At 49.9% G+C, this 22,693-nt stretch carries 19 protein-coding genes, 1 tRNA gene and 4 pseudogenes; 6 read left to right on the top strand and 18 right to left on the bottom strand.

Annotation, left to right across the window (positions count from 1 at the left end):
- Window positions 1–3 precede the first annotated feature (3 nt).
- Window positions 4–1,146: a glycoside hydrolase family 105 protein gene (locus tag HOY33_RS04800; protein WP_172289079.1), complete on the top strand. Its 1,143-nt coding sequence runs from the start codon at window positions 4–6 to the stop codon at window positions 1,144–1,146.
- Between the two features lie 177 nt (window positions 1,147–1,323).
- Here the strand turns inward: HOY33_RS04800 and HOY33_RS04805 are convergent, their stop codons facing one another.
- Entirely contained in the window at window positions 1,324–1,617 is a 294-nt protein-coding gene (locus tag HOY33_RS04805; RefSeq protein ID WP_172289080.1) for a hypothetical protein, read from the bottom strand.
- Between the two features lie 215 nt (window positions 1,618–1,832).
- Here HOY33_RS04805 and HOY33_RS04810 point away from each other — a divergent pair, with 215 nt between their 5' ends.
- Together HOY33_RS04810 and HOY33_RS04815 are read left to right on the top strand one after the other, a co-directional pair.
- Window positions 1,833–3,227: an amidase gene (locus tag HOY33_RS04810; RefSeq protein WP_172289081.1), complete on the top strand. Its 1,395-nt coding sequence runs from the start codon at window positions 1,833–1,835 to the stop codon at window positions 3,225–3,227.
- A gap of 229 nt (window positions 3,228–3,456) precedes the next feature.
- Complete coding sequence (locus HOY33_RS04815) at window positions 3,457–4,401, top strand: AraC family transcriptional regulator (RefSeq protein ID WP_172289082.1); 945 nt, start codon at window positions 3,457–3,459, stop codon at window positions 4,399–4,401.
- Here the strand turns inward: HOY33_RS04815 and HOY33_RS04820 are convergent.
- The 11 genes and pseudogenes from HOY33_RS04820 to HOY33_RS04865 all read right to left on the bottom strand — a co-directional run bounded on the left by HOY33_RS04820 (window position 4,391) and on the right by HOY33_RS04865 (window position 13,097).
- On the bottom strand, window positions 4,391–4,993 hold the full coding sequence (locus HOY33_RS04820; RefSeq protein ID WP_172289083.1) for an ANTAR domain-containing response regulator: 603 nt from the start codon (window positions 4,991–4,993) through the stop codon (window positions 4,391–4,393). The genes HOY33_RS04815 and HOY33_RS04820 overlap by 11 nt on opposite strands.
- A 115-nt stretch (window positions 4,994–5,108) precedes the next feature.
- Window positions 5,109–5,813: an ABC transporter ATP-binding protein gene (locus HOY33_RS04825; protein ID WP_172289084.1), complete on the bottom strand. Its 705-nt coding sequence runs from the start codon at window positions 5,811–5,813 to the stop codon at window positions 5,109–5,111.
- Window positions 5,806–6,537, bottom strand: a complete 732-nt coding sequence (locus HOY33_RS04830) for an ATP-binding cassette domain-containing protein (RefSeq protein ID WP_172289085.1) — start codon at window positions 6,535–6,537, stop codon at window positions 5,806–5,808. Before HOY33_RS04830 ends, HOY33_RS04825 begins: the two co-directional genes overlap by 8 nt.
- Complete coding sequence (locus HOY33_RS04835; protein ID WP_172289086.1) at window positions 6,534–7,565, bottom strand: branched-chain amino acid ABC transporter permease; 1,032 nt, start codon at window positions 7,563–7,565, stop codon at window positions 6,534–6,536. Before HOY33_RS04835 ends, HOY33_RS04830 begins: the two co-directional genes overlap by 4 nt.
- A complete protein-coding gene (locus HOY33_RS04840) occupies window positions 7,565–8,434 on the bottom strand; it encodes a branched-chain amino acid ABC transporter permease (RefSeq protein WP_172289087.1) in 870 nt (289 codons plus the stop codon). The genes HOY33_RS04835 and HOY33_RS04840 overlap by 1 nt, the downstream gene beginning before the upstream one ends.
- A gap of 10 nt (window positions 8,435–8,444) precedes the next feature.
- Window positions 8,445–9,686 carry an ABC transporter substrate-binding protein gene (locus tag HOY33_RS04845; RefSeq protein WP_172289088.1) on the bottom strand — a complete coding sequence of 414 codons (1,242 nt, stop codon included), beginning with the start codon at window positions 9,684–9,686 and terminating at the stop codon, window positions 8,445–8,447.
- A gap of 344 nt (window positions 9,687–10,030) precedes the next feature.
- A pseudogene (locus tag HOY33_RS04850) lies at window positions 10,031–10,114 on the bottom strand (Arm DNA-binding domain-containing protein); the annotation flags it as partial.
- 513 nt (window positions 10,115–10,627) lie between these two features.
- A pseudogene (locus HOY33_RS20600) lies at window positions 10,628–10,853 on the bottom strand (IS5/IS1182 family transposase); the annotation flags it as partial.
- A 334-nt stretch (window positions 10,854–11,187) separates the two neighbouring features.
- Window positions 11,188–11,478: a transposase gene (locus HOY33_RS04855; protein ID WP_172289089.1), complete on the bottom strand. Its 291-nt coding sequence runs from the start codon at window positions 11,476–11,478 to the stop codon at window positions 11,188–11,190.
- Window positions 11,479–11,842: 364 nt separating this feature from the next.
- Window positions 11,843–12,430 carry a Swt1 family HEPN domain-containing protein gene (locus tag HOY33_RS04860; protein ID WP_172289090.1) on the bottom strand — a complete coding sequence of 196 codons (588 nt, stop codon included), beginning with the start codon at window positions 12,428–12,430 and terminating at the stop codon, window positions 11,843–11,845.
- Complete coding sequence (locus tag HOY33_RS04865; protein ID WP_172289091.1) at window positions 12,423–13,097, bottom strand: DUF5343 domain-containing protein; 675 nt, start codon at window positions 13,095–13,097, stop codon at window positions 12,423–12,425. Before HOY33_RS04865 ends, HOY33_RS04860 begins: the two co-directional genes overlap by 8 nt.
- Before the next feature lie 348 nt (window positions 13,098–13,445).
- Between HOY33_RS04865 and HOY33_RS20790 the strand changes: the two are divergent.
- Window positions 13,446–13,592, top strand: a pseudogene (locus HOY33_RS20790) (IS3 family transposase); the annotation flags it as partial.
- Between the two features lie 440 nt (window positions 13,593–14,032).
- Window positions 14,033–17,110, top strand: a complete 3,078-nt coding sequence (locus tag HOY33_RS04870; RefSeq protein WP_172289092.1) for an SIR2 family protein — start codon at window positions 14,033–14,035, stop codon at window positions 17,108–17,110.
- A 284-nt stretch (window positions 17,111–17,394) separates the two neighbouring features.
- On the opposite strand, the gene HOY33_RS04875 is transcribed toward HOY33_RS04870, so the two are convergent.
- From HOY33_RS04875 to HOY33_RS04885, 3 genes and pseudogenes are all read right to left on the bottom strand, one after another.
- Complete coding sequence (locus tag HOY33_RS04875) at window positions 17,395–18,267, bottom strand: integrase domain-containing protein (RefSeq protein WP_172289452.1); 873 nt, start codon at window positions 18,265–18,267, stop codon at window positions 17,395–17,397.
- 795 nt (window positions 18,268–19,062) lie between these two features.
- Window positions 19,063–19,361 (bottom strand): annotated as a pseudogene (locus tag HOY33_RS04880) (HigA family addiction module antitoxin).
- Between the two features lie 101 nt (window positions 19,362–19,462).
- Complete coding sequence (locus tag HOY33_RS04885; protein ID WP_172289093.1) at window positions 19,463–19,696, bottom strand: helix-turn-helix transcriptional regulator; 234 nt, start codon at window positions 19,694–19,696, stop codon at window positions 19,463–19,465.
- A 169-nt stretch (window positions 19,697–19,865) separates the two neighbouring features.
- Here HOY33_RS04885 and HOY33_RS04890 point away from each other — a divergent pair, with 169 nt between their 5' ends.
- Entirely contained in the window at window positions 19,866–20,153 is a 288-nt protein-coding gene (locus HOY33_RS04890; RefSeq protein WP_049776295.1) for a helix-turn-helix domain-containing protein, read from the top strand.
- 89 nt (window positions 20,154–20,242) lie between these two features.
- Here HOY33_RS04890 and HOY33_RS04895 read toward each other — a convergent pair whose 3' ends face one another.
- From HOY33_RS04895 to mtfA, 3 genes are all read right to left on the bottom strand, one after another.
- The gene (locus tag HOY33_RS04895; protein WP_172289094.1) at window positions 20,243–21,505 is read right to left on the bottom strand and encodes an integrase arm-type DNA-binding domain-containing protein; all 1,263 of its coding nucleotides are present in this window, start codon (window positions 21,503–21,505) and stop codon (window positions 20,243–20,245) included.
- A gap of 165 nt (window positions 21,506–21,670) precedes the next feature.
- Window positions 21,671–21,746 (bottom strand) — tRNA-Asn (locus HOY33_RS04900).
- Window positions 21,747–21,855: 109 nt separating this feature from the next.
- Window positions 21,856–22,653, bottom strand: coding sequence for a DgsA anti-repressor MtfA (mtfA, locus tag HOY33_RS04905; RefSeq protein WP_172289095.1), 798 nt, complete (start codon window positions 22,651–22,653; stop codon window positions 21,856–21,858).
- Between the last annotated feature and the right edge of the window lie 40 nt (window positions 22,654–22,693).

Raw genomic sequence — 22,693 nt, forward strand, 5'->3', positions numbered from 1 at the left:
ACTATGACGATTTACTCCGTAAAACACAGCGCCTTATTGCGCCAGCCAGAACGTTTTATCTCCCGCGATGCGCTCAAAACGTTAATCCATAAAGTGACCAGTAATCTGGTCGCGATTGAAGACACAACGGGCGAATTTGCACTGCATCTGGACGATGGGCGCATCATCGACGCCAAGGGCTGGGCGGCCGGCTGGGAGTGGACCCACGGCGTTGGCCTGTACGGCATTTTCCAGTACTACCAACAGACGGGCGATGAATCTATGCGCACCGTTATCGACGACTGGTTCAGCGCCCGTCTGACGGAAGGCACGCCGACTAAAAATGTGAATACGGTCTGCCCGTTACTGACCCTCGCTTACCGCTATGAAGAGACCGGCAATCCCGCCTGGCTGCCGCTGCTTGAACGTTGGGCCGAGTGGGTGATGTACGAGATGCCGCGTACGGAAAAAGGCGGGATCCAGCATGTTGTTATCCACAAAGAAAATAACCAGCAGCTCTGGGATGACACCCTGATGATGACGGTGATGCCGCTGGCTAAGATCGGCAAACTGCTCGGGCGTCAGGAATACATTGAAGAAGCTAAGTTTCAGTTCCTTACCCATGTGCAGTATCTGATGGATCGGGAAACCGGCCTGTGGTTCCACGGCTGGACGTTTGAAGGCAATCACAACTTTTCCCGCGCGCGCTGGGCGAGAGGGAATAGCTGGTTAACTGTCGCTATCCCTGATTTTATCGAACTGCTGGAGCTTCCGGAACGCGATGCGACGCGCCGTTTTTTACTGGAAGTATTAAACAGCCAGGTCAGCGCACTGGCGCGGTTGCAGGATGAAAGCGGCCTTTGGCATACGCTGCTGGATGACAGAGACTCGTATCTGGAGAGTTCGGCAACCGCAGGGTTTGCCTATGGTATCTTGAAGGCGGTACGTAAACGCTACATCGATGCATCTTATGCAAACGTCGGGCAGAAGGCTATTCGCGGGGTGGTTAACTGTATCAGCGATGAAGGCGAACTGACGCAGTCTTCATTCGGTACGGAAATGGGGCCGGATCTGGAGTATTACCGCCAGATCCCGTTGACGCCGATGCCGTACGGGCAGGCCATGGCGATATTGTGTATGGCGGAGTATTTGCGCGTGTATCTCTAAGGGGAAAGTATGTGCCGGCGGCCCGAGGCGGCCGGCACATAGGCCCAAAATTGAGCATAACCTGACCCCAAATCTGACCACCATTTTTCCCCGATGCGGAGAGAAAACTAGAAACGCATCGGGAAGGTTTTTCGCGCTAACCTGTGGGGATTCCTCCGCTTGATGATGTGTGACCGATTAAGACGCCCGGCCGCCCACATACCACGCTAATGAACACTCTCGGAAGACTGACTGTCTGCGCAACGTGTTATTAGCGAGCCTGCCCGCAACATTACCGAAGTTGCGCTGGACCATGGTGTTATTGACATGTCTCATTTCAGCCATAGGTTCAGTAAAGTTTTCGGTTGTTCCCATCTTCGCTGCGGCGCAAAAACGGAAGATAATTTTCTTAACCGAAAGTAATGCCGTCCATTTTTTCAGTCCGGTGTTGCTTATAGGAAAATGCGCCACCAGCTCCGGCTGGGAATCCATCGCTCTGCTCAGCGCCTCAAAGACTAAGATGTCGAAGCGTTGCCATGGGTACGCCGGGGTGATCAAGAATCGGGGCGGTTAGATCGTCCTTTCTGACACACTATCTGGCTTGTTGAACATAGCGTCCAGGTTGCGACTCCTTTAGCGTGAATGCAGTCGATGCGCTGGCACTGATTGCCGGCGATGCTTATTCACTGACAACAGGAAGCTGAACCATGAGTGAGTTGCACTACCAAAGTCTGCTGGAGATAGGCAGAAGAATTCAGTCGCGCGAGATCTCGTCCGTCGAGGTGACTACCGCCATCCTGCACCGTATCGCAGCGCTGGATCCACAGTTGCACGGCTACATTTACGTGATGAAAGAGACCGCGCTGAAGGACGCCGCGCAGGCGGATAAGGAGATCTCCAACGGTGAATTTCGCGGTCCGCTGCACGGCGTACCCATTGCCCTGAAGGATTTGATCTGGACCAAGGACGCGCCGACCACGCACGGCATGAGTATTTATAGCGGGCACTACCCGGTGGAGGACTCTACGGTGGTGACGCGCTTTAAAGCGGCGGGGGCGGTGATCATCGGTAAGCTGGTGCAGACCGAAAGCGCCTTTGCCGACCATCACCCGGAAATCACTCCGCCGTCCAACCCCTGGGGCAACGCTTTGTGGACCGGCGTATCTTCCAGCGGTTCGGGCGTCGCCACCGCCGCGGGCCTCTGCTATGGCGCAATCGGCACCGACACCGGCGGCTCTATCCGTTTCCCTTCCAACGCCAACGGTCTGACCGGCATCAAGCCGACCTGGAGCCGCGTTACCCGCCACGGTGCCTTTGAGCTGGCGGCCTCCCTTGACCATATTGGCCCGATAGCCCGATCTGTAGCCGACGCCGCCGCCATGTTGCAGGTAATTGCCGGCCGCGATGAAAAAGATCCCACTTCCAGTTCGGAACCGGTGCCGGATTATCTCGCGCTAATGACCCGCGGCATCAGCGGTATGCGTATCGGCGTCGATGCGGACTGGGCGCTGGAGCCGGTAGATGAGGATACCCGCCACGCGCTGCGCTCGGTGATTGAACAACTGACGGCGCTGGGCGCGGAGATCGTCCCCATCACCATGCCCGATACCGAGCAGGCCGCCGAGGATTGGAGCGCCATGTGTGCGGTGGAAACCGCCGTCGCTCACGAGGAGACTTTTCCGTCGCAGCGCGATCGGTACGGCCCGGGCCTGGCCGGCCTGCTGGATTTGGGGCACAGTGTCACGGCGTTGGAGTACCAGAAGCTATGGCTGCGTCGCGCCGCACTGCGCGGTAACGTCAGCGCACTGTTCAAACAGGTGGATCTGATCCTTTCACCGGTCACCGCTTTCGCCGGTCTGACCTGGGACACCATGACGCGATTCGGGACCGATGCCGAACTGTTCCGGGGCGTACTGCGTTACACCAGCGCCTTTGATTGCACCGGTCATCCGACCGTCACGCTGCCCTGCGGCGTAACGTCGGCGGGGGCGCCCATCGGCTGCCAACTGATAGCGGCTCATTTCGACGAAGCGAGCGCGATTCGGGGCGCCTGGGCTTATCAGCAGAAGACCGACTGGCATCGTAAGCATCCGGCGCTATAAGTCGGTCGATCATTTTAGCCGCCACCCCGCAGAGGGTGGCATTCCTTCTGCCCCACCGTACAGCTTCTTTGCCCTGTTTTAGAACACTCCGCTTTCACCTCACGCACTGCTGGCAAAAAAACATTTAACATCAATTGGTTAATAAGATGCCCACGCTCTGATAACGCAAGAAAAATGGCCCTTATCTTGCATTGATCACCTATCCCATGACGACGTTGCGAGAAGCCGTATGAAAGAAATTTTCACTACCGATAATCTTGATAACCGCCATCGGTTCGATGCCTGGCGTGATGCCGTTTGTTCCCGCCTCATCAGGGCGCAGGCGCGTCAGACATTCGCCAGCGAATTCTCCGGCAGTTTTACCTACAGCATGCTGGCGGATGTGGGGATTGCCAGCCACACGTCGAGTTCTTCCCTGTTGTGGCAACGAACGACCGAATGCATTCGCCGTCATCCAAGCAACGATTACTATCTGGGGTATTTTCGATCGGGAAAGGGATCTCTTGAACAGAACGGAAACGCCGCCAAAGTGGGCCCGGACGAACTGGTGATTTACGACGCCGCCCATCCGTTCAATTTTTCCATGGATAAGGCCGCCATCCATATTGTGCGGCTGCCGCGAGCAGTGTTCGACAAAAACACGCCGAAAATTGCTGCATTGGCCGGCACCTGCCTCAATCCGGTGCGGCCGGGCATCACCACCCTGAAACAGATGATGCAGGAGGCGTTCGCGTACAATCAGGAGCAGGAAAACAGTTTTTATACCGAACAGTTTGCCGGTACGCTGTTGGATATCATCACCGTTTGCATCAACCTGCAACAAGGCGGCGAGATTCAAAAACCAGATCTGTATAACCGCATGGTTAAATATCTGAAGCAGAATCTGCATAAGCACGACCTGTCGATTACTACGATCGCCAATGCACACCACGTCTCACCACGTACCGTCACCCGCGTCTTTGCCGCTCACAATACCACGCCAATGAACACCCTCTGGCATGAAAGATTGATCGCCTGTCACAAGGCGCTAACAGCGGGCAACATCCGCAATATTACCGAAGTGGCGCTGGATCACGGTTTTATCGACATGTCTCATTTCAGCCTGGCGTTCCGTAAAGCTTTCGGCTGTTCCCCATCTTCGCTGCTGCCTAAGAACAGGGTAACTAGCTGCTAATGAATTGCAGGTTTACACCGCCGCCGATTACTTTGTCGGCGGTGTGCTCCAGACTGCAACGCTGATTCATCGAATCGCTGAGTATAAAGCGGTGCGCGGCACTTTCGCTAAGGCCGTACCGGTTCATCAGAATCAGCTTGGCCCGGTTCAGTTTGTTCTGTAGAAAGAAGCGCGCCTGGAGTTTGTTAAGCTCATGGCGCAATGCGGTCTCCCGGCGGTGCGCATGCAGAACCATCATCAGTTGCGCCACCAGCGCCACCGGCTGCGGGGGAAAAGATAGGATGGACGCTGGTTGCAGGCTCAGCAACAGTGGTAAAACAGTGGCGTCCTGCACTTTCGCCAGCGCCATCAGGATGATGCCCCGAGCATGGAGTTGTGCGGCAAGGGTTTCCAGCGTCGAGTGCCAGCGTGGTTCCGCCAGCGCCACAACCACTGCCGTTTCGGCTGGGATCTCCTCCGAGAGCGGCCAGACGCGGCTGACGCAGCAACCCATCTGCATCAGCGGCTCCGCCAACCGCTGATATTCCCGACACGCCGGATGCAACACGCACACCTTGACACCCTTAAACATCCCCAGCAATGACTGGCCCATGGTTCCTCCTGCGCGATGGCGATATGAACACAGGAATTGTAATCAGCCATCCGGCGTGGCGCTGTGTTAAGAAGGACGAATGTTATGTCGGGAGGGACAGGACGGTGCCACGGCGTCAAACGTGGAAGCCCATGTATTCCTCGGCGATCGCCTCCACACTGACTTGAGCGGGGTCGATCACGCTGGTGATGCAGCCTTTTTCAATCACGTGGATGCTGTCCGAGAGCGCATAGAGAAACTCAATGTCTTGCTCAACCAGGATAATGGAGATATCCATCTCGTGGCGCAGGTTTTTCAGCGTCTCGATGATCTCCTCGCAGATGTTGGGCTGGATCCCTTCCGTCGGTTCGTCGAGCAGCACCAGTTGCGGTTCTCCGCACAAACAGCGGGCCAGGGCCAGCAATTGCTGCTCCCCGCCCGACAGCGCGCCGCCCGGCTGCGCCAGCAGGCGCTTCAGGCGCGGGAACAGTTCCAGCATACGTTCAATCATCAGCGCCGATTGAGCAAAATGTTTCACGCAACCCATGCGCAGATTTTCCTCAACGCTCAGCGCCGGGAAGATTTGACGCCCCTGCGGCACAAAACCGATGCCGCTCACCGCGCGCTGATGGGCCTCATAGCGCGTGACATCGATACCATTCATCAATAGCCGCCCCTGCCAGGCCGGGAGTTCCCCCATAATGGTACGCAACAGGGTGGTTTTCCCCATACCGTTACGCCCGAGAACGCCGGTAAAGGCTTTCGCCCCAACGAACAGCTCCACCTGGTGCAACACCGGTACTTTGTCGTAGCCGGAAACCACGCTTTTCAGCTCAAGCATGTTTGATCTCCATATTGCCGAGGTAGGCGTCTTTCACCGCCCGATTTTGCGTCACTGCCGCGAAAGTGCCTTCTGCCAGCACTTCGCCCTGGTTAAACACCGTTACCTGCTGGGCAATCATGCGGATAAACTCCATATCATGCTCCACCACCACCACGGTGCTGCTCTGGTTGATGGTTTTGATCAACTCCGCCGTTTTACGCACCTCATGGTGGGTCATTCCTGCGGCCGGTTCATCCAGCAGAACCAGCTGCGGTCTGGATATCAGAATCATCCCCAACTCCACCCACTGCCTCTGCCCGTGGGACAGCTCGGAGAGAATATCGTCCGCCTGCGCCTCCAGCCCCGTCTCCTGCAATACCCGCGTGATTTCTATCTCGATCTGTGAGCGTTCAATGCGGTTCGCCGCCGCCTGCCACAGATTCCGCCGAACGCTTAGTCCTTCGAATACGCTTGGCACCTGGGTTTTGATGCCGATGCCAAGCTGTGCGATGCGCCATGGCTTCAGTCCGGAAATCGCCTGGCCGCGAAAGCGGCATTCACCGCGCGTTGGCGCCACCTGTCCGCTCAGCATCTTGAAGAAGGTGCTTTTCCCGGCGCCATTCGGTCCAATCAGGCAGCGCAACTCACCCTCATGCAGGGTAAAATCCACCTGTTTCACTGCGTGTACGCCGCCGAAGCTGACGCCTATTTTCCGCGTTTGCAAAATTACGTTCCCGTTCACTGGCGTACCTCCCGCACATCCGTTGTCACCTTCCTCGCTTCCGACGAACGACGGCGCTTAAACAGGCGCATCAGCGTCGGCAGTAGGCCGCCGGGGAGCAGCAGTACGAACAGCGTCAAGATGATGCCGAGCACCAGATTGGTATCGATGGTCTGCTGCGCGCCAAGCCGCGTCACCAGCCACTGTAAGGCGATACAGCTGATCACCGGCCCCATCAGGGTGCCGCGACCGCCGACGATCACCCAAATAATGATCTGCGCCGACTGGCTGATGCTGAACACCCCCGGACTGACGAAAGCCCCCCAGTTGACGTACAGACAGCCCGCGGCTCCGGCAATGGCGCCGCCGATGGCGAATGCCCAAAGTTTGTGCGCCGGAACATTGTAGCCCAGCAGTCCGGCGCGCTGCTCGTTCTCACGGATCGCCACCAGCGTTTTTCCGAAACGGCTGGCGAGAACGAGTTTCAGCAAGGCGTAGCAGAGGATCAGGCAGCCCGCCGTCACCATAAACAGCGCTTCCGGCGACAGAATCTCATCCGGGGTAAACGGCACATTCAGCGTCGGCACCGAAGGCATGCCGTTGAAACCGCCGAGCAGCGCCTCGCCGATGTGGTATTCGCTGCCGGAGGTGGAGTTCATCCAGTTAAACAACACCAGGCTTACCGCTAAAGTGATCGCCCCCAGATAAACGTCGCTGACGCCACCGTAAAAAATCACGTAGCCCAGTAGCATGGAGAACAGCGTAGGCAGTGCGATGGCCGCCGCCACCGCCCACGTGGAATCGCCCCAGTTGATCGCGCACACCGCGTAGGTATAGGCCCCCAGCCCAAAAAATGCCGCCTGACCGAAGCAGAGAATGCCGCCGTAGCCCCAGATAAAAGCGAGGCTCAACGAGAGGAGCGCCATCACCAGAAACACGGTTACGGACAGCAGCGCGTAGAGCTCCAGGACTTCGGCAAGCCAGAAGGTCGCCAGCAGAGCCGGGATCACCACCGCCAGCGTCAGTGCGAAGTCACCAAACTTTTTCATTACAGCGACCTCCTAAAGAAGCGGCCGGTAATGCCCTGCGGCAACAGGCGCAGCAGTACGATGGCGCATAGCAGCAGCGCCACCGCGCCGAATACCGGCGTTGAGAGAAAGGTGACCAACTGAGAGATCGCGCCGAACAGCGACGATGCGCTGAGAGTTCCGGCAATGATCGCATTACCGCCGCCAATCACGGTAATGAACGCTTTGGCGATAAAGCTGATGCCAATGGTGGGGATCACGCCGGTGATCGGAGCCAGCAGCGCGCCCCCCAATCCGGAAAGCGCCGCGCCGAGACCAAAGGTCAGGCTATAAATCTTTCCCGGATTGCTGCCAAGCGCCGCCGCCATGCGCGCGTTCTGCATGGTGGCGCGGGCGCACAGGCCAATGGCGGTGAATTTCAGCAGACACCAGAGCGCGGCGATCAGTACCAGCGAGAAAGCGATCGTGAATAGTGCATAGCCGCTGGTACTAAAACGCCCGATACTGACGCCGCCCAACGGCGAGCTGATGCCAAGGGTCGTATTGCCAAACACCATGGTGGCGGTGCCGATCATGGCCAGGCTTAACCCCCAGGTGGCAAGCATGGTATCGATCATGCGTCCGTACAGGTTGCGGATAATCAGGCGCTCCACCAGGATGCCGAAAACGCCAACCGCCAGCGGCGCCAGCACCAGCATAGAGATCCATATCGGAATACCGGCCTGGTTGGTCGCGAGGATCGCCACGTAGCCGCCCAGCATCATGAATTCGCCATGCGCCATATTGACGATCTTCATCATGCCGAACACCACCGCCAGACCCAGGCTCATGACAATCAGCGTGGCGATGGCATTGAGAATCTCAATGCCATAAATCACCATTAAGTCCATCGCGGTCTCCTTATAGCTGAATTTGATACTGTTTTGTATCACGAGGATTTTTCTTCAGGTCGCACACCATCGCGGTATCGAGCGGACGCTGCTGTGAGAAGGATTCGAGGATTTTCATCCGGTGATCCTGCACTTCGGCAATGTGTACATCGAGGGTGCAATGGTGGGTTGCCGGATCGATAGTGACCTTACCGCTCGGTGAGTTCACCGTAATACCGGTTTCCAACGCTTCGATCACCTTCATGCGATCGATATCCCCGGCTTTACGCACCCCTTCCGCCCACAGCAGCATGCCCTGATAGGCTCCCATCGCCAGATCGCTGATGTAGGGAGCATTGGCGCCGTATTTGGCCTTAAAGCGTTTTATGAACTCCTCGTTGGCGGGTTCTGCGCTCTCCTGCAAATAGTTGGAGCAGACTAGAATGCCGTTGCTCTCCGCTGGCGACAGAATGATGTGCTCGTTGCCGCTGCCGAAATTGGTGGAAGCAATCGGGATCTTGCCGGTCATCCCTGCCGCATGCCACTGACGGTAGAACGACAGATGGGCCCCGCCTACCAGCGCCGACCAAATAAAGTCCGGCTTCGCCGACTGTACCTTGGAAATCGCCGCGCCGAAGTCGGTAACGTCGAGCGGGAAGAAATCCACCGCTACGCTCTCGCCGCCATGATCCCGCACGTATTTCTTCACCCACTGGGAAATGATTTGCCCGAAGTTGTAATCCGCCGCAAGGATGTAGACCTTCTTGCCCCACTTGTTCATCGCATAGGGAACCATCTTTTCCACGGTTTGTGCGGGAGTAGAGCCGGAAGAGAAATAGTTGCGATCGCAAACGCCGCCCTCATACAGAGCCGGGTAGAAATAGAGCGTACGGAAACGGCTCAGCACCGGGCGGATGACTTCACGTGAGGCCGAGGTAATACCCGCATGCACCACCGCCACTTTATCCTTCAGCGCCGCCTGTTGCGCATATTGCGCGTAAAGCTGCATGCTGGATTGCGCATCGTAGTTAATCATCTGTAGAGGGCGGCCAAGCAGTCCTCCCGAGGCGTTGATCTCTTCTGCGGCAAGGTTCATCGCATTCGCCATCGGTTTACCGTAAATGTCCAGTCCGCCGGAAAGATCGAAAATGGTAGCGACTTTAATCGGCTCGCCACCTTCCGCGGCAAGTGGAAATTTGGGTATTCCCACGGTAGCCAGGCCGAGTGCAGATAACATGGAATGCGTGATAAATGAACGGCGACTAATAGCCATAGTAACTCCTGGAAAATAAGTGGCGGTTTTTCCCCACGACAAATCCGCCAATCGCTTGGTTGACGGAATAAATTAAGGGGAATTATTGAAGTCCAACTGACGCCATTGTCAGAAGAAAAGGATATTGGAGGGCCGCATCTTTGGGGCACGGATAAACCTAAGCAATAACCGAGCCAAACGGGGGAAAACAGGAGAAAAGGCGCTAAAGCGGGTTTTACGGGGTAGGGGAACGGGAAAGTTGCACCATGGTGGCACATGCCGCCTCTTGCCAGGGCACCCGGTCAGGGCTGCATTGATCTGGCCCAGCAACACCCATGATAGTAGTGGCGTACTGTTTCACCTTCATCAGCCAGAGAAACGGCAGGATAGACGCCGATGGAAAACACCTTCTGTTTGCCTTCAACGCGATAGCCCAACTGCCAGTATTTGAACCGTTAAGATTCGAGTGGTTTTTAACAGATGTATGTAGACGTTGGGAAGGGGGCAACCCATTGATAAAAAGCAAAAAACCAGACGCCCGTAGACATCTGGTTTCTCTAAAATGGCTCCTCTGACTGGATGCAATAGTTCATTTATCTTGTTGAATTTAAATAAATTTGATTTTTAAAGTTAAAGTGAGGCCCTCATTTAAGCCCCAAACATTAATCGCTGTTTTGAAATGTGATATTTGTCATGTTTTATGTTGTTTACTGGCTGTAATGAAGGTAGTCGGCTTGTGGCATGAAGCGGCCTAGTTGAAGGACTGTAAGGTCTGCTATGAGCGCAGGCTGTGTGGAAACTAATAGTTTCAAGTCGCTCAGCAACATTTCTGATCTGCGTTGTAAGAATGTCGTAGAAGCTGACCGAGTACCCATAAATTTTCATTCGGGCGGCTCAAGGGCTTTTAATGCCGGCCATAACTTAATATTTGTTGTCATTGAAGGCGAAAGCGGCGGCAACCGCTAGCCGTATTGTTCTCGCAACTTAATAGTCAATTCTTCAGTACCCCAGATTGACAGCATTCTTTTCAGGTTATAGCCCAGTATATGCAGACTAATTTCTGTGCTGACATTTTTAAATCGTCGCATCAGAAAGAGTGTCGCACCCCATCCACATTTTAATTGTCCCAAACGGATGCTCTACCGTTTGCTTTCGCAAGACAGCGGTTTGTGGCAATGCATCAAGCCTGGCCTGCTTTGATATCTGCCCCTGCTACGGTAGATAATCCTGCCCTATAGGCCTATGGAAAGTAATGCAGGCACGAAGACCAAATAGTGAATGGTTAGAAATACGCCGACTATGATAAGCCAATCGAACCATGTAATGCTCAACCTGAATCGAAGGCGGGTCGCAGCTGGAACGATTGCCCAGACAGCAGCGATGAGGCCAAGGATAGTCAGAAGACTGCTTATCGATAGAAGTTTCGTTCGGCATAATGGGTGTCCGTTTCTAGTGGAGGAGGGCGCTAGGCAAATTCGCTTCACTTCATGGAAAGCCGATAACTGAGTGACCATGGCGTATCTTAGCGGCTTTCCCGCGCAAAGAACGCCGCCGCTTTTTTCAGAATAAGTTTATCCTCTTCCAGTTCAGTGATTTTGGTTTTAAGACGGCGGATCTCCAGTTCCTGTTCGGAAAGCTGTGGCGTGTTGGAGAAAGCAGCCCCCGCCTTATCCTGATAGAGTTTTTTCCAGTTGTAGAGCGTGTTCTCTTTGATATCAAGCACCTGTGCCATACGGGCAACAGACTTGCCGCTTTCGAGCAGCAATGCAACGGCTCTGCGCTTGAACTCCGGAGTATATTGTTGTCTTGACATAGTGACCTCGCTTTCGTTGATTGATTTGAAAACAAGGTGGGCGCTAAATCAAGGACAGATCAGACTTTATATAGATAAGCTGAATAAACGTAGACTTTTTTATTTTATGGACAAAAAATTATTTTATACATAAATATTACATTGCTTATAAAATTGGTGTTAATGTGTAATATTATTTTAGTATTACCATCTGGTCAGTAAACATAGATGCATAAATCAGTTTTACTAGTTTCGTTTTGTGATGAATATATAGATAACTGACAAATATAGTCTCTGATTTTACTATTGTAGTAGTATGCTTATTAAATATTGAACATGTGTATATGTGTGATGAAATAATTGTTTGTATAAGTATGATATAAAATTATCCTATAAGCCGAAACCAGTCTTTTACTGCAATACGAAGACGAAGAACTTCATCCTCACTTATTGGACAGCAGTGAGCAATAGGACCTCGTAACATATTAAGATTATTCATGACACGTTCTACTGCTTTTGTACTTTTAAGAACAATAGAAAACAACTCCCAATTTGATGTAATTATAACCGATAGCTCACCAAAAGTAGTATAATCAATAGCCAGATCTGAACGACGTGTCATACCACTATCAAGCTCTCGACGCTGCCGATCGGTAACAGCAGAAGTTATAGCTTGGGGTATCTTCCCGCTATCCCACCACATTTCTCCTAAGCTCTCTTGGAAAGTTTCAGTTATTAGACTTCTTATAGACCGTTCTAAACAGTAAAAAACTTCAAAATGGCGTGCCATTTCTGCCGCCTCAGCACGGACCTCTTGTTCAAATTGCGGATAATAGTCTATAGGTGTCTGTGTCTCTATTGTAGGAACATGTCCAAGTTCGACGTGAAATTTTTTTTCAATATTACGAAGGTCATCGGTTGCTAGATAACCCGACATACCAAATGAACGGAAAAAATCGTCAATATTATTCATTATTTCCCTTAAGAAGGTTTTCTTTCAAACTTTTGAAAATTGCATTAAATACAGCTATATCTGATGTGGCAGGAAGATTAAGATTAATAGTATAAGACAAGTTTAACCCGATATTTTTTTCTTGAGAAATAGTATTTTCTGTAGGAGTGCTGCTTAGACTGTTTTTTGCATTGGCATTTGACTCGTCATTGTGTGAATTAGCTATATCTAAACTCTCACTTACTGCTGCTTGTTTTGGAGAAAAACTTGCATGTTTTTTTATTGCCTTAATGCAACTTAATATTAACCCAGGGACTCCAGAATCTCCCCCCAAACCGGTTTCTTCAATTATTAGTCCCTTAAGTTTATCATCAGATAGCTGATGCATATATTCATTACGTTTATACAAAGCAGCATAACCAATTTTTAATGCTTCTGCGGCAGCTTTACCGGAAGTATCTGGATCGGTACTACGAAAACGAGTGTAAATGGTTGTTGGAGCCCCGTCAGGGCCCACGAAACCTATTTTCCTCAAGAATGAAGTTATTTGATTTCCAGAACCACCTGGAATATTTAATATCGTTTTCACGAAGTCTTGGCTGACAGAAATGGGGGTTGCGGCTTGTTTAACGCCTGATAAAGCACGCTCGATATTTCCGGTTGCTGTGACATATGGTAATGTAGACACACATTTTCCTTTCTAATGTATGGAAATCTAAGGGTAAACAGTAATGGTGCAGTACTCTTTATAAAACTCTTGTTTTTTGAAATTGTCAACTTTCGAGTAAAATTGCTAGTGAACTAACTGTCGTCTTCACACGACAGTAATCTCTGATTAAGAACTGGTAGCAATGCCGACCTGTCTCCATTGATTAACATACCGCGATGTCAGTAATGCCTTTATGAACATCAGAATGGCATTCCCATGAAGAGGCATTTTTCTGACAAACGGTTTATCGGTATTCTCCTTGAGAGGATGCGTTTTTTCCGCACGTGAAATTTGCCGGTAGACCATATCTAATATCATCTTTACACGTGGCGTAAGACGTTCGGTGGCATAGAAATGCCAGAAGTGAAGCGGTTTCAGTCACTCAAAGAAGAGAATGCGCGCCTGAAGAAGCTGCTTGTCGAAACCATGCTGGACAATAAGGTGCTACAGGTGGTTTTGGGCCGAAAGTTCTGACGACAGGCCAGGAGCGAGGTACTTACATGACGACTAGTGGTTAAAATTTAAGAGACTGTAAAGATATCAGAGCCTACTTAAGTGTTATAATAAGTGCATTATATCGTGTAATTCACAATGTCATCGAACCGCAATATGATGTGTTTTTAGGGCGAGTCCTTTACCTCGTTGCATGTTTAGGAAAACAATGAAAATTTCTTATAACATGCAAAAATGGATTCAATCATGAGTGTTTTTTGAACAACTTTCATCGTGCCAAGTGGCTTTGGCGCCCCTGTAACGATAAGGAATTGTACAAAAAACAGTTACGGGATATAGCCTAGGAATTGGATCTGATTTCTGAAAGTGACATAATGTACAGTGGCATCATGTGAAAATGACAATAGTTTATATCGGTTTATGCCAGTATATACTTTAAGCGCGAGATAAGGACCTATTAATTGAAACTTCACAGTTATGATCTCCTACTCAATTCACTTAGCATGGATATCAGAAAAGGAAACGAAGTTTGCTTTTTATTTGGTTCTGCGATTAGCCTTCCCGACAGTGGAATTGGCATGCCTTCTGTAGATGAAATGGTTGATATCATCAGAAACTATCTTTCTGAGTTCGGTGATGATGGCTTGGAAGCACACCTTGAAAATTGTAGCGGTTCGTCCAGGTATCAGGCTGCTTTTGAATATCTCCTTGCTGTAGGTACGCAGGAAGATGTTAAGGAAATTATGAAGATAGCTGTTGATCGTGCCAAGGATACAGCAGGTAAATGGATCATTCCAAAAACCATACGGGACTTTACAAACCTGGTGGAGTCAGAAGCGCTGAGAGTACGAAATATCCTAACCACAAACTTCGATCCTTTAATTGAAGAGTCTTTGAGCGAAAGTAAATTTGATATCAACAGAATCGAACTTACTGACGATCTTACTTTTGACAGTAGTAAGAGCCATAATAATGAACGAATAAATGTCATCCATCTTCACGGTTATTACGAAGGCGATACATTACATACACCCGACCAGCTAACGGCTTATCGTGACGAAAGCATTGCCTGTCTGAAACGTATTTTTTCGAAAAACAAGCTATATATAATAGGCTACGGCGGATGGGATGACATCATCAATCAGGCCATTATGGAAATGGTAAACGAAAAAAAAGGGAAGTATGAATTTCGTTGGGCATTTTATTCTGATGATGAAAAGTCGATTTGTGAATCAAACAATGATTTTTTTAACAGCTTGTTACCCGCTCGGGTGCTTTCACGTTTCAATGCGTATAAAAATGTAGATTGCAGAAGAATTTTTGAAGATGTGAATAGAAAAGTTCACGGTGTTAATTTAATGGTGGGTGAACAGAATGTGAAAGACATCTCTGTTGAGGGAACACAGATAATTACTTTGGCGGACATATATAATCCGCCAAAAAAAATTAACATCATCAAGCTGAAAACGTTCCCCCTTACTTTTTCGCCTTCACATGAAATGATCCGTCTAAGTGAACAGGAAAGTGCACGCGAAAACCTAAAGGCTGATGGAAGTGTGATGATAATCAGTGGTCTTGGGTATGGTAAACTCGAGTTCACATCTTCATTTTTGAGAGATGATTATCCTGAATACGAAGCTTACAGACTGGACTGTTCGAGGATTAATAACAGGGAAGAGGCAAAGGATAGATTCTTAATTGATATCGGTGTTGACTTCACAGCACTAGTCGCCTCACATGAGGCTGATAAAATTGCAGTGATACTGTTTGATAACATTACTGAACTGAATGCAGAAATGCTGGGTTATTTTAATGAGATAATAAGCATTTTGAAAGACTATGGCAAGGGATTAAAGGGAATATTTTATACTAACCGTAAGCTCAATCTTTCAAATAACTCTATTGAACTTCACCCCCTTAACCTTGCCGATATTAACGAGTATCTACGTCGCGAAGTTAGTTACACGCTTACCACTGATGAACTAGAGCGGATTTCACGCAGAACGTCAGGGCTTCCCGGAAAACTTGACAGTCTCAAAGATTATTTTTCAGTTTCCACAGTATCTCATGTTTTAAACACACCAAGTCAGGGGATGGACAGTGAATCTGGGCTCCTTACCGACAGTATCCCCAGACATCTGGTTGATCTAATAACGGAACTTTCTAAAGCAGAAAGTGAAGAAAATAAACGTGTATATGCATTACTTCAGGTTCTCTGCGTCATTGAATGTGGAGAAACCCCGGAAAATATCATGAGGCAGTTCAGAAACTATAAATTCAGACTCGATGATTTCTTGAGACTCGTTAATAATGGACTTATTCATTCTGTTACAATTGCAGACCTCAGGGATTTTAAAATAAATCATGTCAACCCGATAATAAAGGATTTCGTCAGAAGTAAAATTGACAAAGATACGCTATCTTCCATCCGGAAGAATGCCATCAGAATGGTTTCCGGAGATATCTGGTCGAACAAGCATGTTATAGTTTCAAGAACTACAAGGGTTCTTCTTAACAATATAGATTTCCAGCCGGGTAATGCCCATCTGCTAATTTCAGAGTCACTAAAAACTGTCACTGACCCGCAGGAAATAAAGGTTTACTGTGACGCTGCTGTTTCATATGCATATTTCTTAGAACGTAAGTGCCGTTACAAGGAAGTAGTATCTTTCGTAAATGATGTACTTCCTTCGTTTACAGAAAATAATTTATCCTACTTTAGAATGATTAAATATCTATCAGAAAGCATGCGAATGCTTGACGGAGAAGAAGACGCCATTGAATTATTGGAAAAAACGCTTGAAAATTACAATGAAAATAATGAATTTTATAATAAGTCCGTGCATGAAAGTATGACTTCAACACTTTTACTGGCTTATTCAAACTACAATCAAGAAAAAGCTTTCATTATGGCAGAAAGAATTAAAAAAAATTCCGAAAAGAACAGCTATCGTAGATTTTTAGCAGAGAGTATTCTTGTGGAAAAAATCAGCGGAAGTGAGAAGGTTGAAAAATTGCGCAGGCTTGAGAAAAAAGCCAGAAACCATGATGAAATCACCATTGCCAATAATATATCCCTTGACCTTGCTGTTCTGGACACAGTATCAACCGATAGGTATATAAATACCGTCCTTAGTTCTGAAAAATCAGACTATACGCGTGTGCGTGCAATTCTGAAAAAGATGGAAGGCTTACTATCCGATCCTAAAAATACCCGTATCTCTCCTAAAGACATCATCAATCTTAGCGAGTGCTATAAATATCTTTTCATTCAGAGAATAGATGGGCTTTTTAATCGCTGTCATGCATTGCTATGGAAAGCATTGCTTATTGAAAGTCGATATGATGAGCTTTTTGAGGTCTTTCTTAGTAGTTCACTCGTCTGGAGGATTTCAGGTCATACAGATAAAGAACGAGATTATAATAAAAAAATTATTGACGTACTGGGCGTACATGCAGAAACCTACCCTGTTTATATTGCTTATTTATATCGTCGCGCAAGCGTGTTATCAGAAATGCTGAAACATAATCCAACATAGCTCAGATTGCAACGGGTTTACTGAACGTTAATGAGATATTACCGGTGTGCGTAGTCACCTTACTACTCAACTCAACTCAACTCAACACAGGGAAAACTTCACTCGCTTTGACAGTGCAACTTATTAAAGAGATTGATCCAGCCCCGTTGAGCAAGATCTGCTGCTGGTAATTACTTCATTGTTAATGTGATAACCTTTGCTAACGATATCAGGAACGTCTGTTTTTCGCTCCCTGAGTCGACTGCTAGATTTGACCGTACCTCAGTATAGAACACATTAAAGCATCACTTCAGCCCATAAACCTGCGCCACATACCGCCCGCGCCCGTCGCCATGCCCCAGATCCATCGCTACCATTGCCAGCGTCTCTTTCCTGCTAAACCCCTGCGCCAGATAATGGCGAATGGCATCCTGCGCCCATGCGTACCGCAAAGAATGCGGGGAATATGTGCCAGTCAAACCAATTCGTGACGCCTGACCGTGCCAGTAGTTCATTGCACTTTTCAGGTCCGGTTTGTCAATCAGCCTGTTGTTACGGCTTTCTACCACTGCTAATGCATTATCCAGCGCCTTTCTGACTGCGCCAGTATCCAGAATCACTGTGTCGCGGGGACGTCCGCCTTTGGTGCCGAAAACTACGGTTAAGCGTGTGTCGCCACGTTCAACGGCCTGTTTCCACGTTTTCAGCGACTGAACGCTTTGCACCGCTTCCTGTGAACGCAGGCCCATTACTCGCGCCAGTTCCAGAACCGCCGCCAGCCCAGAATCTTTCATTCGGGCAGTTTCCAGCACATGGAGGTAGTGTTCCGTGGTAATCGCCTCTCGCGTGCCGTTGCGTGATGCGCCGGACAGTCCCAATGTGTTGTTGGTTAGCCGCTCATGCTCTGCCAGTTGCCTGCGCCCGGCCTGTTGCAGCACGGCGCGTAGCGAGGCCATTTCATTCTGTAGCGTGCGTTTGCCGACCCCTTGCGCCAGCCTTTCATGAATATAGCTTTCAATGTGGCGAACCTTAATCTGCGCCACCCGCTGGATCTGGATATTTAGCGCCCGTAAATGGTAGCTGAAACGCTGCACGATATGAATGCGATCGTTCACCGTTTTGTGGCTGCCGCCGCCGTTTCTCGCCAATGCCTTCATCTCTCCGCCTAATTTGCTCATACATCCCCCATGATTAAAAAACAAACGGTCTCCGGCGTATGCTTTTTGGCTGCGCCAGAACGATACCTTCACGCCGGAGTGGCGGCTTGTTGAGGTATAGGGAGTTTCAGCCAGTACGCGGTACGGGCTGCCTGCCGAAGCAGGAATTCTCCGGGGCGTCATGCCCCCCTCGGTATCGATCTTTTTCTCCTTTTTTCTTGCCGACAGCGGCCCCAAAAAGGCATGTCGGATTGGGGAATAGGCGCAGAAGCCGCGAAAATAAGGGCATGGCGCGGTGTGGTGGTTGTGCGTCACTTTGTCGCTTTGCGCGACGAAAGTGACGCACCAGCGGGCTACAGTGCTCTGGAGCATCGGCGACGCTGGCGCAGTTTTACGGTCACGCGGCAGCAAAGCCTGGCGGCAATGCAGGCCGCAGCCCGTAAAAGTTAAAGGCGCTGATCGTCAACAGGAGTGAGTTAGTCGGATATTTTCGGCACTGTTGAGGTATCAGCCAGTAAAGGCCGGCGGCGTGAGGTGGTGGCTGTGAATTTGTCTCGTGTATATCTTTCAGCCTCAGACGCAGAGGATTTTGCGTCCCGGTATTGCAGAGGTACGTACCGGTAAAAGGGTTGGTCATCCTGTTAACAGGCGCTTCTTTCAGACCGTGAAGCTGGGCGTTGTCTACGACAACAAGTTGCAGGAGGGAGATTACGCCGTTATTTATGGCGCAGAAAGGGGAAACTCGTTTTTTTGGAAAAAGAGTTTCCCCTTGAATTCATCGTGAATTTGTGAATGAGAGACGGCCGCATTAGCCAGCTATTCTTCGCTTTGCATGTTATCCCGACGGTGGCGCAGTGGACGGATAGCAGGACGGGGCTGCTGCAAAGCCTGCCAGAGGGCATATTCAGACTGCATATCCGCCCACATTTCACACGGGTATTCACCAGCGCGCCCAGACGCAGCGCCATATCTGCCGTAATGGGGGCATGACCGTTGAGGATACGGGATAACCGGGAACGTGATATTTGCAGCGCGAAAGCTGCCTGTGTGATGCTCACGCCTTCAAGGTAATCGCGGAGTACTTCACCCGGATGGGGTGGATTAAATATGTGCATAAAACGTCTCAGAAAGTAACATCACGCTGCCGCGCTTCGCTTGTCGTCTCCCGATCTTCCGCCAGCAAAGCTGACGGAAGATCGGGAGAGCCGGTTTAGCTTTAGCGATGTTCCGGCTTACGGTAACGGGATGGCCAGATTTGCTCGGGCGTAACGCCCAACTCTTCGGCAATCAGCTTTTCCCCTTTGGGCCAGTGTCTTGTTAATGCATTTGCCAATGTAGATGACGCCAGCCCCGCCTGACGGGAAACAGCGGCAAGCGTTGTGCCTTTCTTTCTTAATCCGGCGATGATATCTGCCGGGTACCAGTCCAGACCCTTTTCTTTCAGTTGCATAATATCTCTCTCCATATTTAACCGCGAAAAATTCTGTAATTCCTTAATATTGATTATTTATAGAACTAAATTCAAGTATTACATTATTAATTAAGGTAAAGCATGAAGATAGCCTTCGCCCATAAGAGCGATAATTCGCATATCTAAGGAAAACGGCGGGTGTCCAATCATGATTGGGAAAAGGCTAAAAATTGCCAGAGTCAATGCCGGTCTGACTCAAACAGAATTGGGCGTTCGCGCAGGTCTTGATGAAGAATCGGCAAGCTCTCGAATCAGTTCCTATGAAAACGAGGTTCATGCACCAGATTTTGGGTTAGTGTGTAAATTTGCGGCAGTGCTCGATATACCAGAGGCTTACTTTTACGCTGTGGATGATGATTTGGCGACAATGATCCTTCAATATCACCAGTACAGAAAGAATCATTCCGGCTCAATTGTATTTGTGAAACCACAGTGATATGGGTCATGTAATTAACTTTGCCCCTATACAGGGGCAAAGGGCAGGTTTCCCATTTATTATCAGGAAAACAAAGGACCCTATTTTTATTACGATGCGTTTTTCAGGGGCGCGGCGTACTGATAGGGTGAAATATACCCGTCGAGATTCGCATCAAGATAATCCGCCCACCACTGCATCATTTTGATCCGCTCTTCCAGAAACTCAGCCCTATGAATATAGGCAGCGCGGACGCTGTTTCTTTCCTGATGGCTCATTTGCTTTTCAATCGCTTCTTTGGTCCACAAGCCCGACTCACTCAGCGCAGCACATGCCATCGCCCGGAAGCCGTGGCCGCAGACATCTTTTTGGGTGTTGTAGCCCATCACGCGCAGCGCCTTGTTAACGGTATTATCACTCATGCATTTATCCTGATCGTATTCGCCGGGAAAAATAAACGTCAGATGACCGGAGAGCGGTTCAATTTGCTTTAAGAGCTCGATGGCCTGTTCGGATAAAGGAACGATGTGCTGCGTTTTCATTTTTGTGCCACGATGAGAAAAACGCACGTTTTCGATCGGTTCCCGCATTTCCGGGATTATCCATAATTTCTGCTGCCAGTCGATTTCACGCCAGCGGGCAAAGCGCAGTTCGCTGGAGCGCACGAAAAACAGCAGCGACAGCTTAAGGGAATATTGGGTCAGCAACCTGCCGGAGTAACTATCCGTCCGGGATAACAATTCAGGCAGCTTCTCAAGCGGCAGGGCAGGGTAATGATTGGTTTCCGGCGGCGTAAACTCACCGTCCAAATCCAGCGCCGGGTTCGACTTGATTAGCTGCTTTTTCACCGCATAGCGCATGATCTCCGTTACGTAGTTTTTTAGCCGTGCAGTGATTTCCAGAAAGCCTTTGCTCTCGACCTTTCGTAACGTGAATAACAAATCCGCCGTCGTGATCTGATCGATAAGGCTGTCCCCGATATCCGGGAAAACATACATTTCCAGCCTGCGCTGGATGGTTTTTGCGTAATGCGCAGACCAGCGCCTGTGATCGGCGTGCCAGTTCATGGCGATCTGGCGAAATGTCTGCCCGTTTTTCTTTTTCTGCTGAGCGATCTTCTTATCAGCGGCAGGATCGGCCCCTTCACGCACTTTAGCGCGTGCGGCATCGCGTAGCTGACGCGCCTTAAACAGGGAAACATCCGGGTAGGGACCAAAGGCCAGCTTTTTCTCTTTGCCATAGATGCGGTACTTCATGTACCAGAGTTTTGAGCCGTTGGGTTTGATCAGCAGGTACAGTCCTGAACTGTCTGCCAGTTTGAAGGATTTATCGGCGGGTTTGATCTTGCGGATAGCGGTATCGGTTAATGCCATAGCGGGGGGCTCCATTTTCTCAACGAACCGTGAGGCCCCCGATTAAGCCCCCAAAAACTGTGGATGTCAAGAAACCCGGTAGTCCTTCTCAGGATAACCGGGTAAAGATAACTTCTTGTTTTTTAAACGCTTCAGGACTTATAGGGAAGTCATGAAACTAAAATCTGGCTCCTCTGACTGGACTCGAACCAGTGACATACGGATTAACAGTCCGCCGTTCTACCGACTGAACTACAGAGGAATCGTGTGAACGGGGCGCATGATATCCGGCACCTGCCGTACTGTCAACGGCAAAATCAGGGTTTATGGCTGACTGTTTAGGCTGTGTACAATTCTCTGTTTGTCACCGGTCAATAAATAGTAGGCGTATGATAGTTTGTGCTGTTTTGCCATGTTCTGAGGCGGGTCAGCGGATCCTGGCGATAGAAGGCGCTAAAACATTGGTATAACGCCGGGAATCGCTCAACCAATAGCTCTGGCGCGCTGAAGAAATATTCGGAAAGCACGGCAAAACATTCGGCGGGATCCTGGGCGGCATAGGGATCCATGCTGGCTGCGGCTTCACCCACCAGGTCGATTTCTTCCTGTAGCGATTCCATCGCGGCGTGTAAATGCTGTTCCCATAGGGCGATATCGCGCAGAGCAATAAGAGGAACGCCGGTCGCAATGCTGCCGCCGCGGATATCCAGCTTATGAGCGACTTCATGAATAACGAGATTAAATCCGGACAGGTCAAATGAATCCTGCACTTCTTGCCAGTTAAGAATAATCGGCCCCTGATCCCAGCTTTGCCCCGACTGGACAATCTTACCGGTATGCACCAGGCCGAAATCATCCTGCCATTCGTCATCCACAATAAAAGGACCGGGATATATCAGCACCTCGTGGAAGCCATCCAGGCATTCAATACCCAGTTCCAGCACCGGCAAGGAAAACAGTAGCGCGATACGCTGCTGCATGATTTCAGTCAACGTCAGACCCTGTAGGGGAATCAGGCGTTTTAGCTTCAGGAACTGACCCGCGATATTAATCAACTGCTGCTGTTCCACGTCGCATAAAGGCGCGAGTAGAGGGATAGACATTGCCGGCTGCCAGCGATCAAGCGCTTCTGCCCGACGTTCATTTGTTTTCCACGGCCACTTAATCATTGCTATTGCTCGCTAAGTCATCAATTGAATTTAAAGGCGA

The organism is Brenneria sp. hezel4-2-4, from assembly GCF_013155275.1.
Lineage (GTDB): Bacteria > Pseudomonadota > Gammaproteobacteria > Enterobacterales > Enterobacteriaceae > Brenneria.

Coding starts and splice junctions, on each gene's coding strand:
- HOY33_RS04800 (WP_172289079.1), top strand. CDS start 4: ATGACGATTTACTCCGTAAAACACAGCGCCTTATTGCGCCAGCCAGAA.
- HOY33_RS04805 (WP_172289080.1), bottom strand. CDS start 1,617: ATGGATTCCCAGCCGGAGCTGGTGGCGCATTTTCCTATAAGCAACACC.
- HOY33_RS04810 (WP_172289081.1), top strand. CDS start 1,833: ATGAGTGAGTTGCACTACCAAAGTCTGCTGGAGATAGGCAGAAGAATT.
- HOY33_RS04815 (WP_172289082.1), top strand. CDS start 3,457: ATGAAAGAAATTTTCACTACCGATAATCTTGATAACCGCCATCGGTTC.
- HOY33_RS04820 (WP_172289083.1), bottom strand. CDS start 4,993: ATGGGCCAGTCATTGCTGGGGATGTTTAAGGGTGTCAAGGTGTGCGTG.
- HOY33_RS04825 (WP_172289084.1), bottom strand. CDS start 5,813: ATGCTTGAGCTGAAAAGCGTGGTTTCCGGCTACGACAAAGTACCGGTG.
- HOY33_RS04835 (WP_172289086.1), bottom strand. CDS start 7,565: ATGAAAAAGTTTGGTGACTTCGCACTGACGCTGGCGGTGGTGATCCCG.
- HOY33_RS04840 (WP_172289087.1), bottom strand. CDS start 8,434: ATGGACTTAATGGTGATTTATGGCATTGAGATTCTCAATGCCATCGCC.
- HOY33_RS04845 (WP_172289088.1), bottom strand. CDS start 9,686: ATGGCTATTAGTCGCCGTTCATTTATCACGCATTCCATGTTATCTGCA.
- HOY33_RS04855 (WP_172289089.1), bottom strand. CDS start 11,478: ATGTCAAGACAACAATATACTCCGGAGTTCAAGCGCAGAGCCGTTGCA.
- HOY33_RS04860 (WP_172289090.1), bottom strand. CDS start 12,430: ATGAATAATATTGACGATTTTTTCCGTTCATTTGGTATGTCGGGTTAT.
- HOY33_RS04875 (WP_172289452.1), bottom strand. CDS start 18,267: ATGAGCAAATTAGGCGGAGAGATGAAGGCATTGGCGAGAAACGGCGGC.
- HOY33_RS04885 (WP_172289093.1), bottom strand. CDS start 19,696: ATGCAACTGAAAGAAAAGGGTCTGGACTGGTACCCGGCAGATATCATC.
- HOY33_RS04890 (WP_049776295.1), top strand. CDS start 19,866: ATGATTGGGAAAAGGCTAAAAATTGCCAGAGTCAATGCCGGTCTGACT.
- HOY33_RS04895 (WP_172289094.1), bottom strand. CDS start 21,505: ATGGCATTAACCGATACCGCTATCCGCAAGATCAAACCCGCCGATAAA.
- mtfA (WP_172289095.1), bottom strand. CDS start 22,653: ATGATTAAGTGGCCGTGGAAAACAAATGAACGTCGGGCAGAAGCGCTT.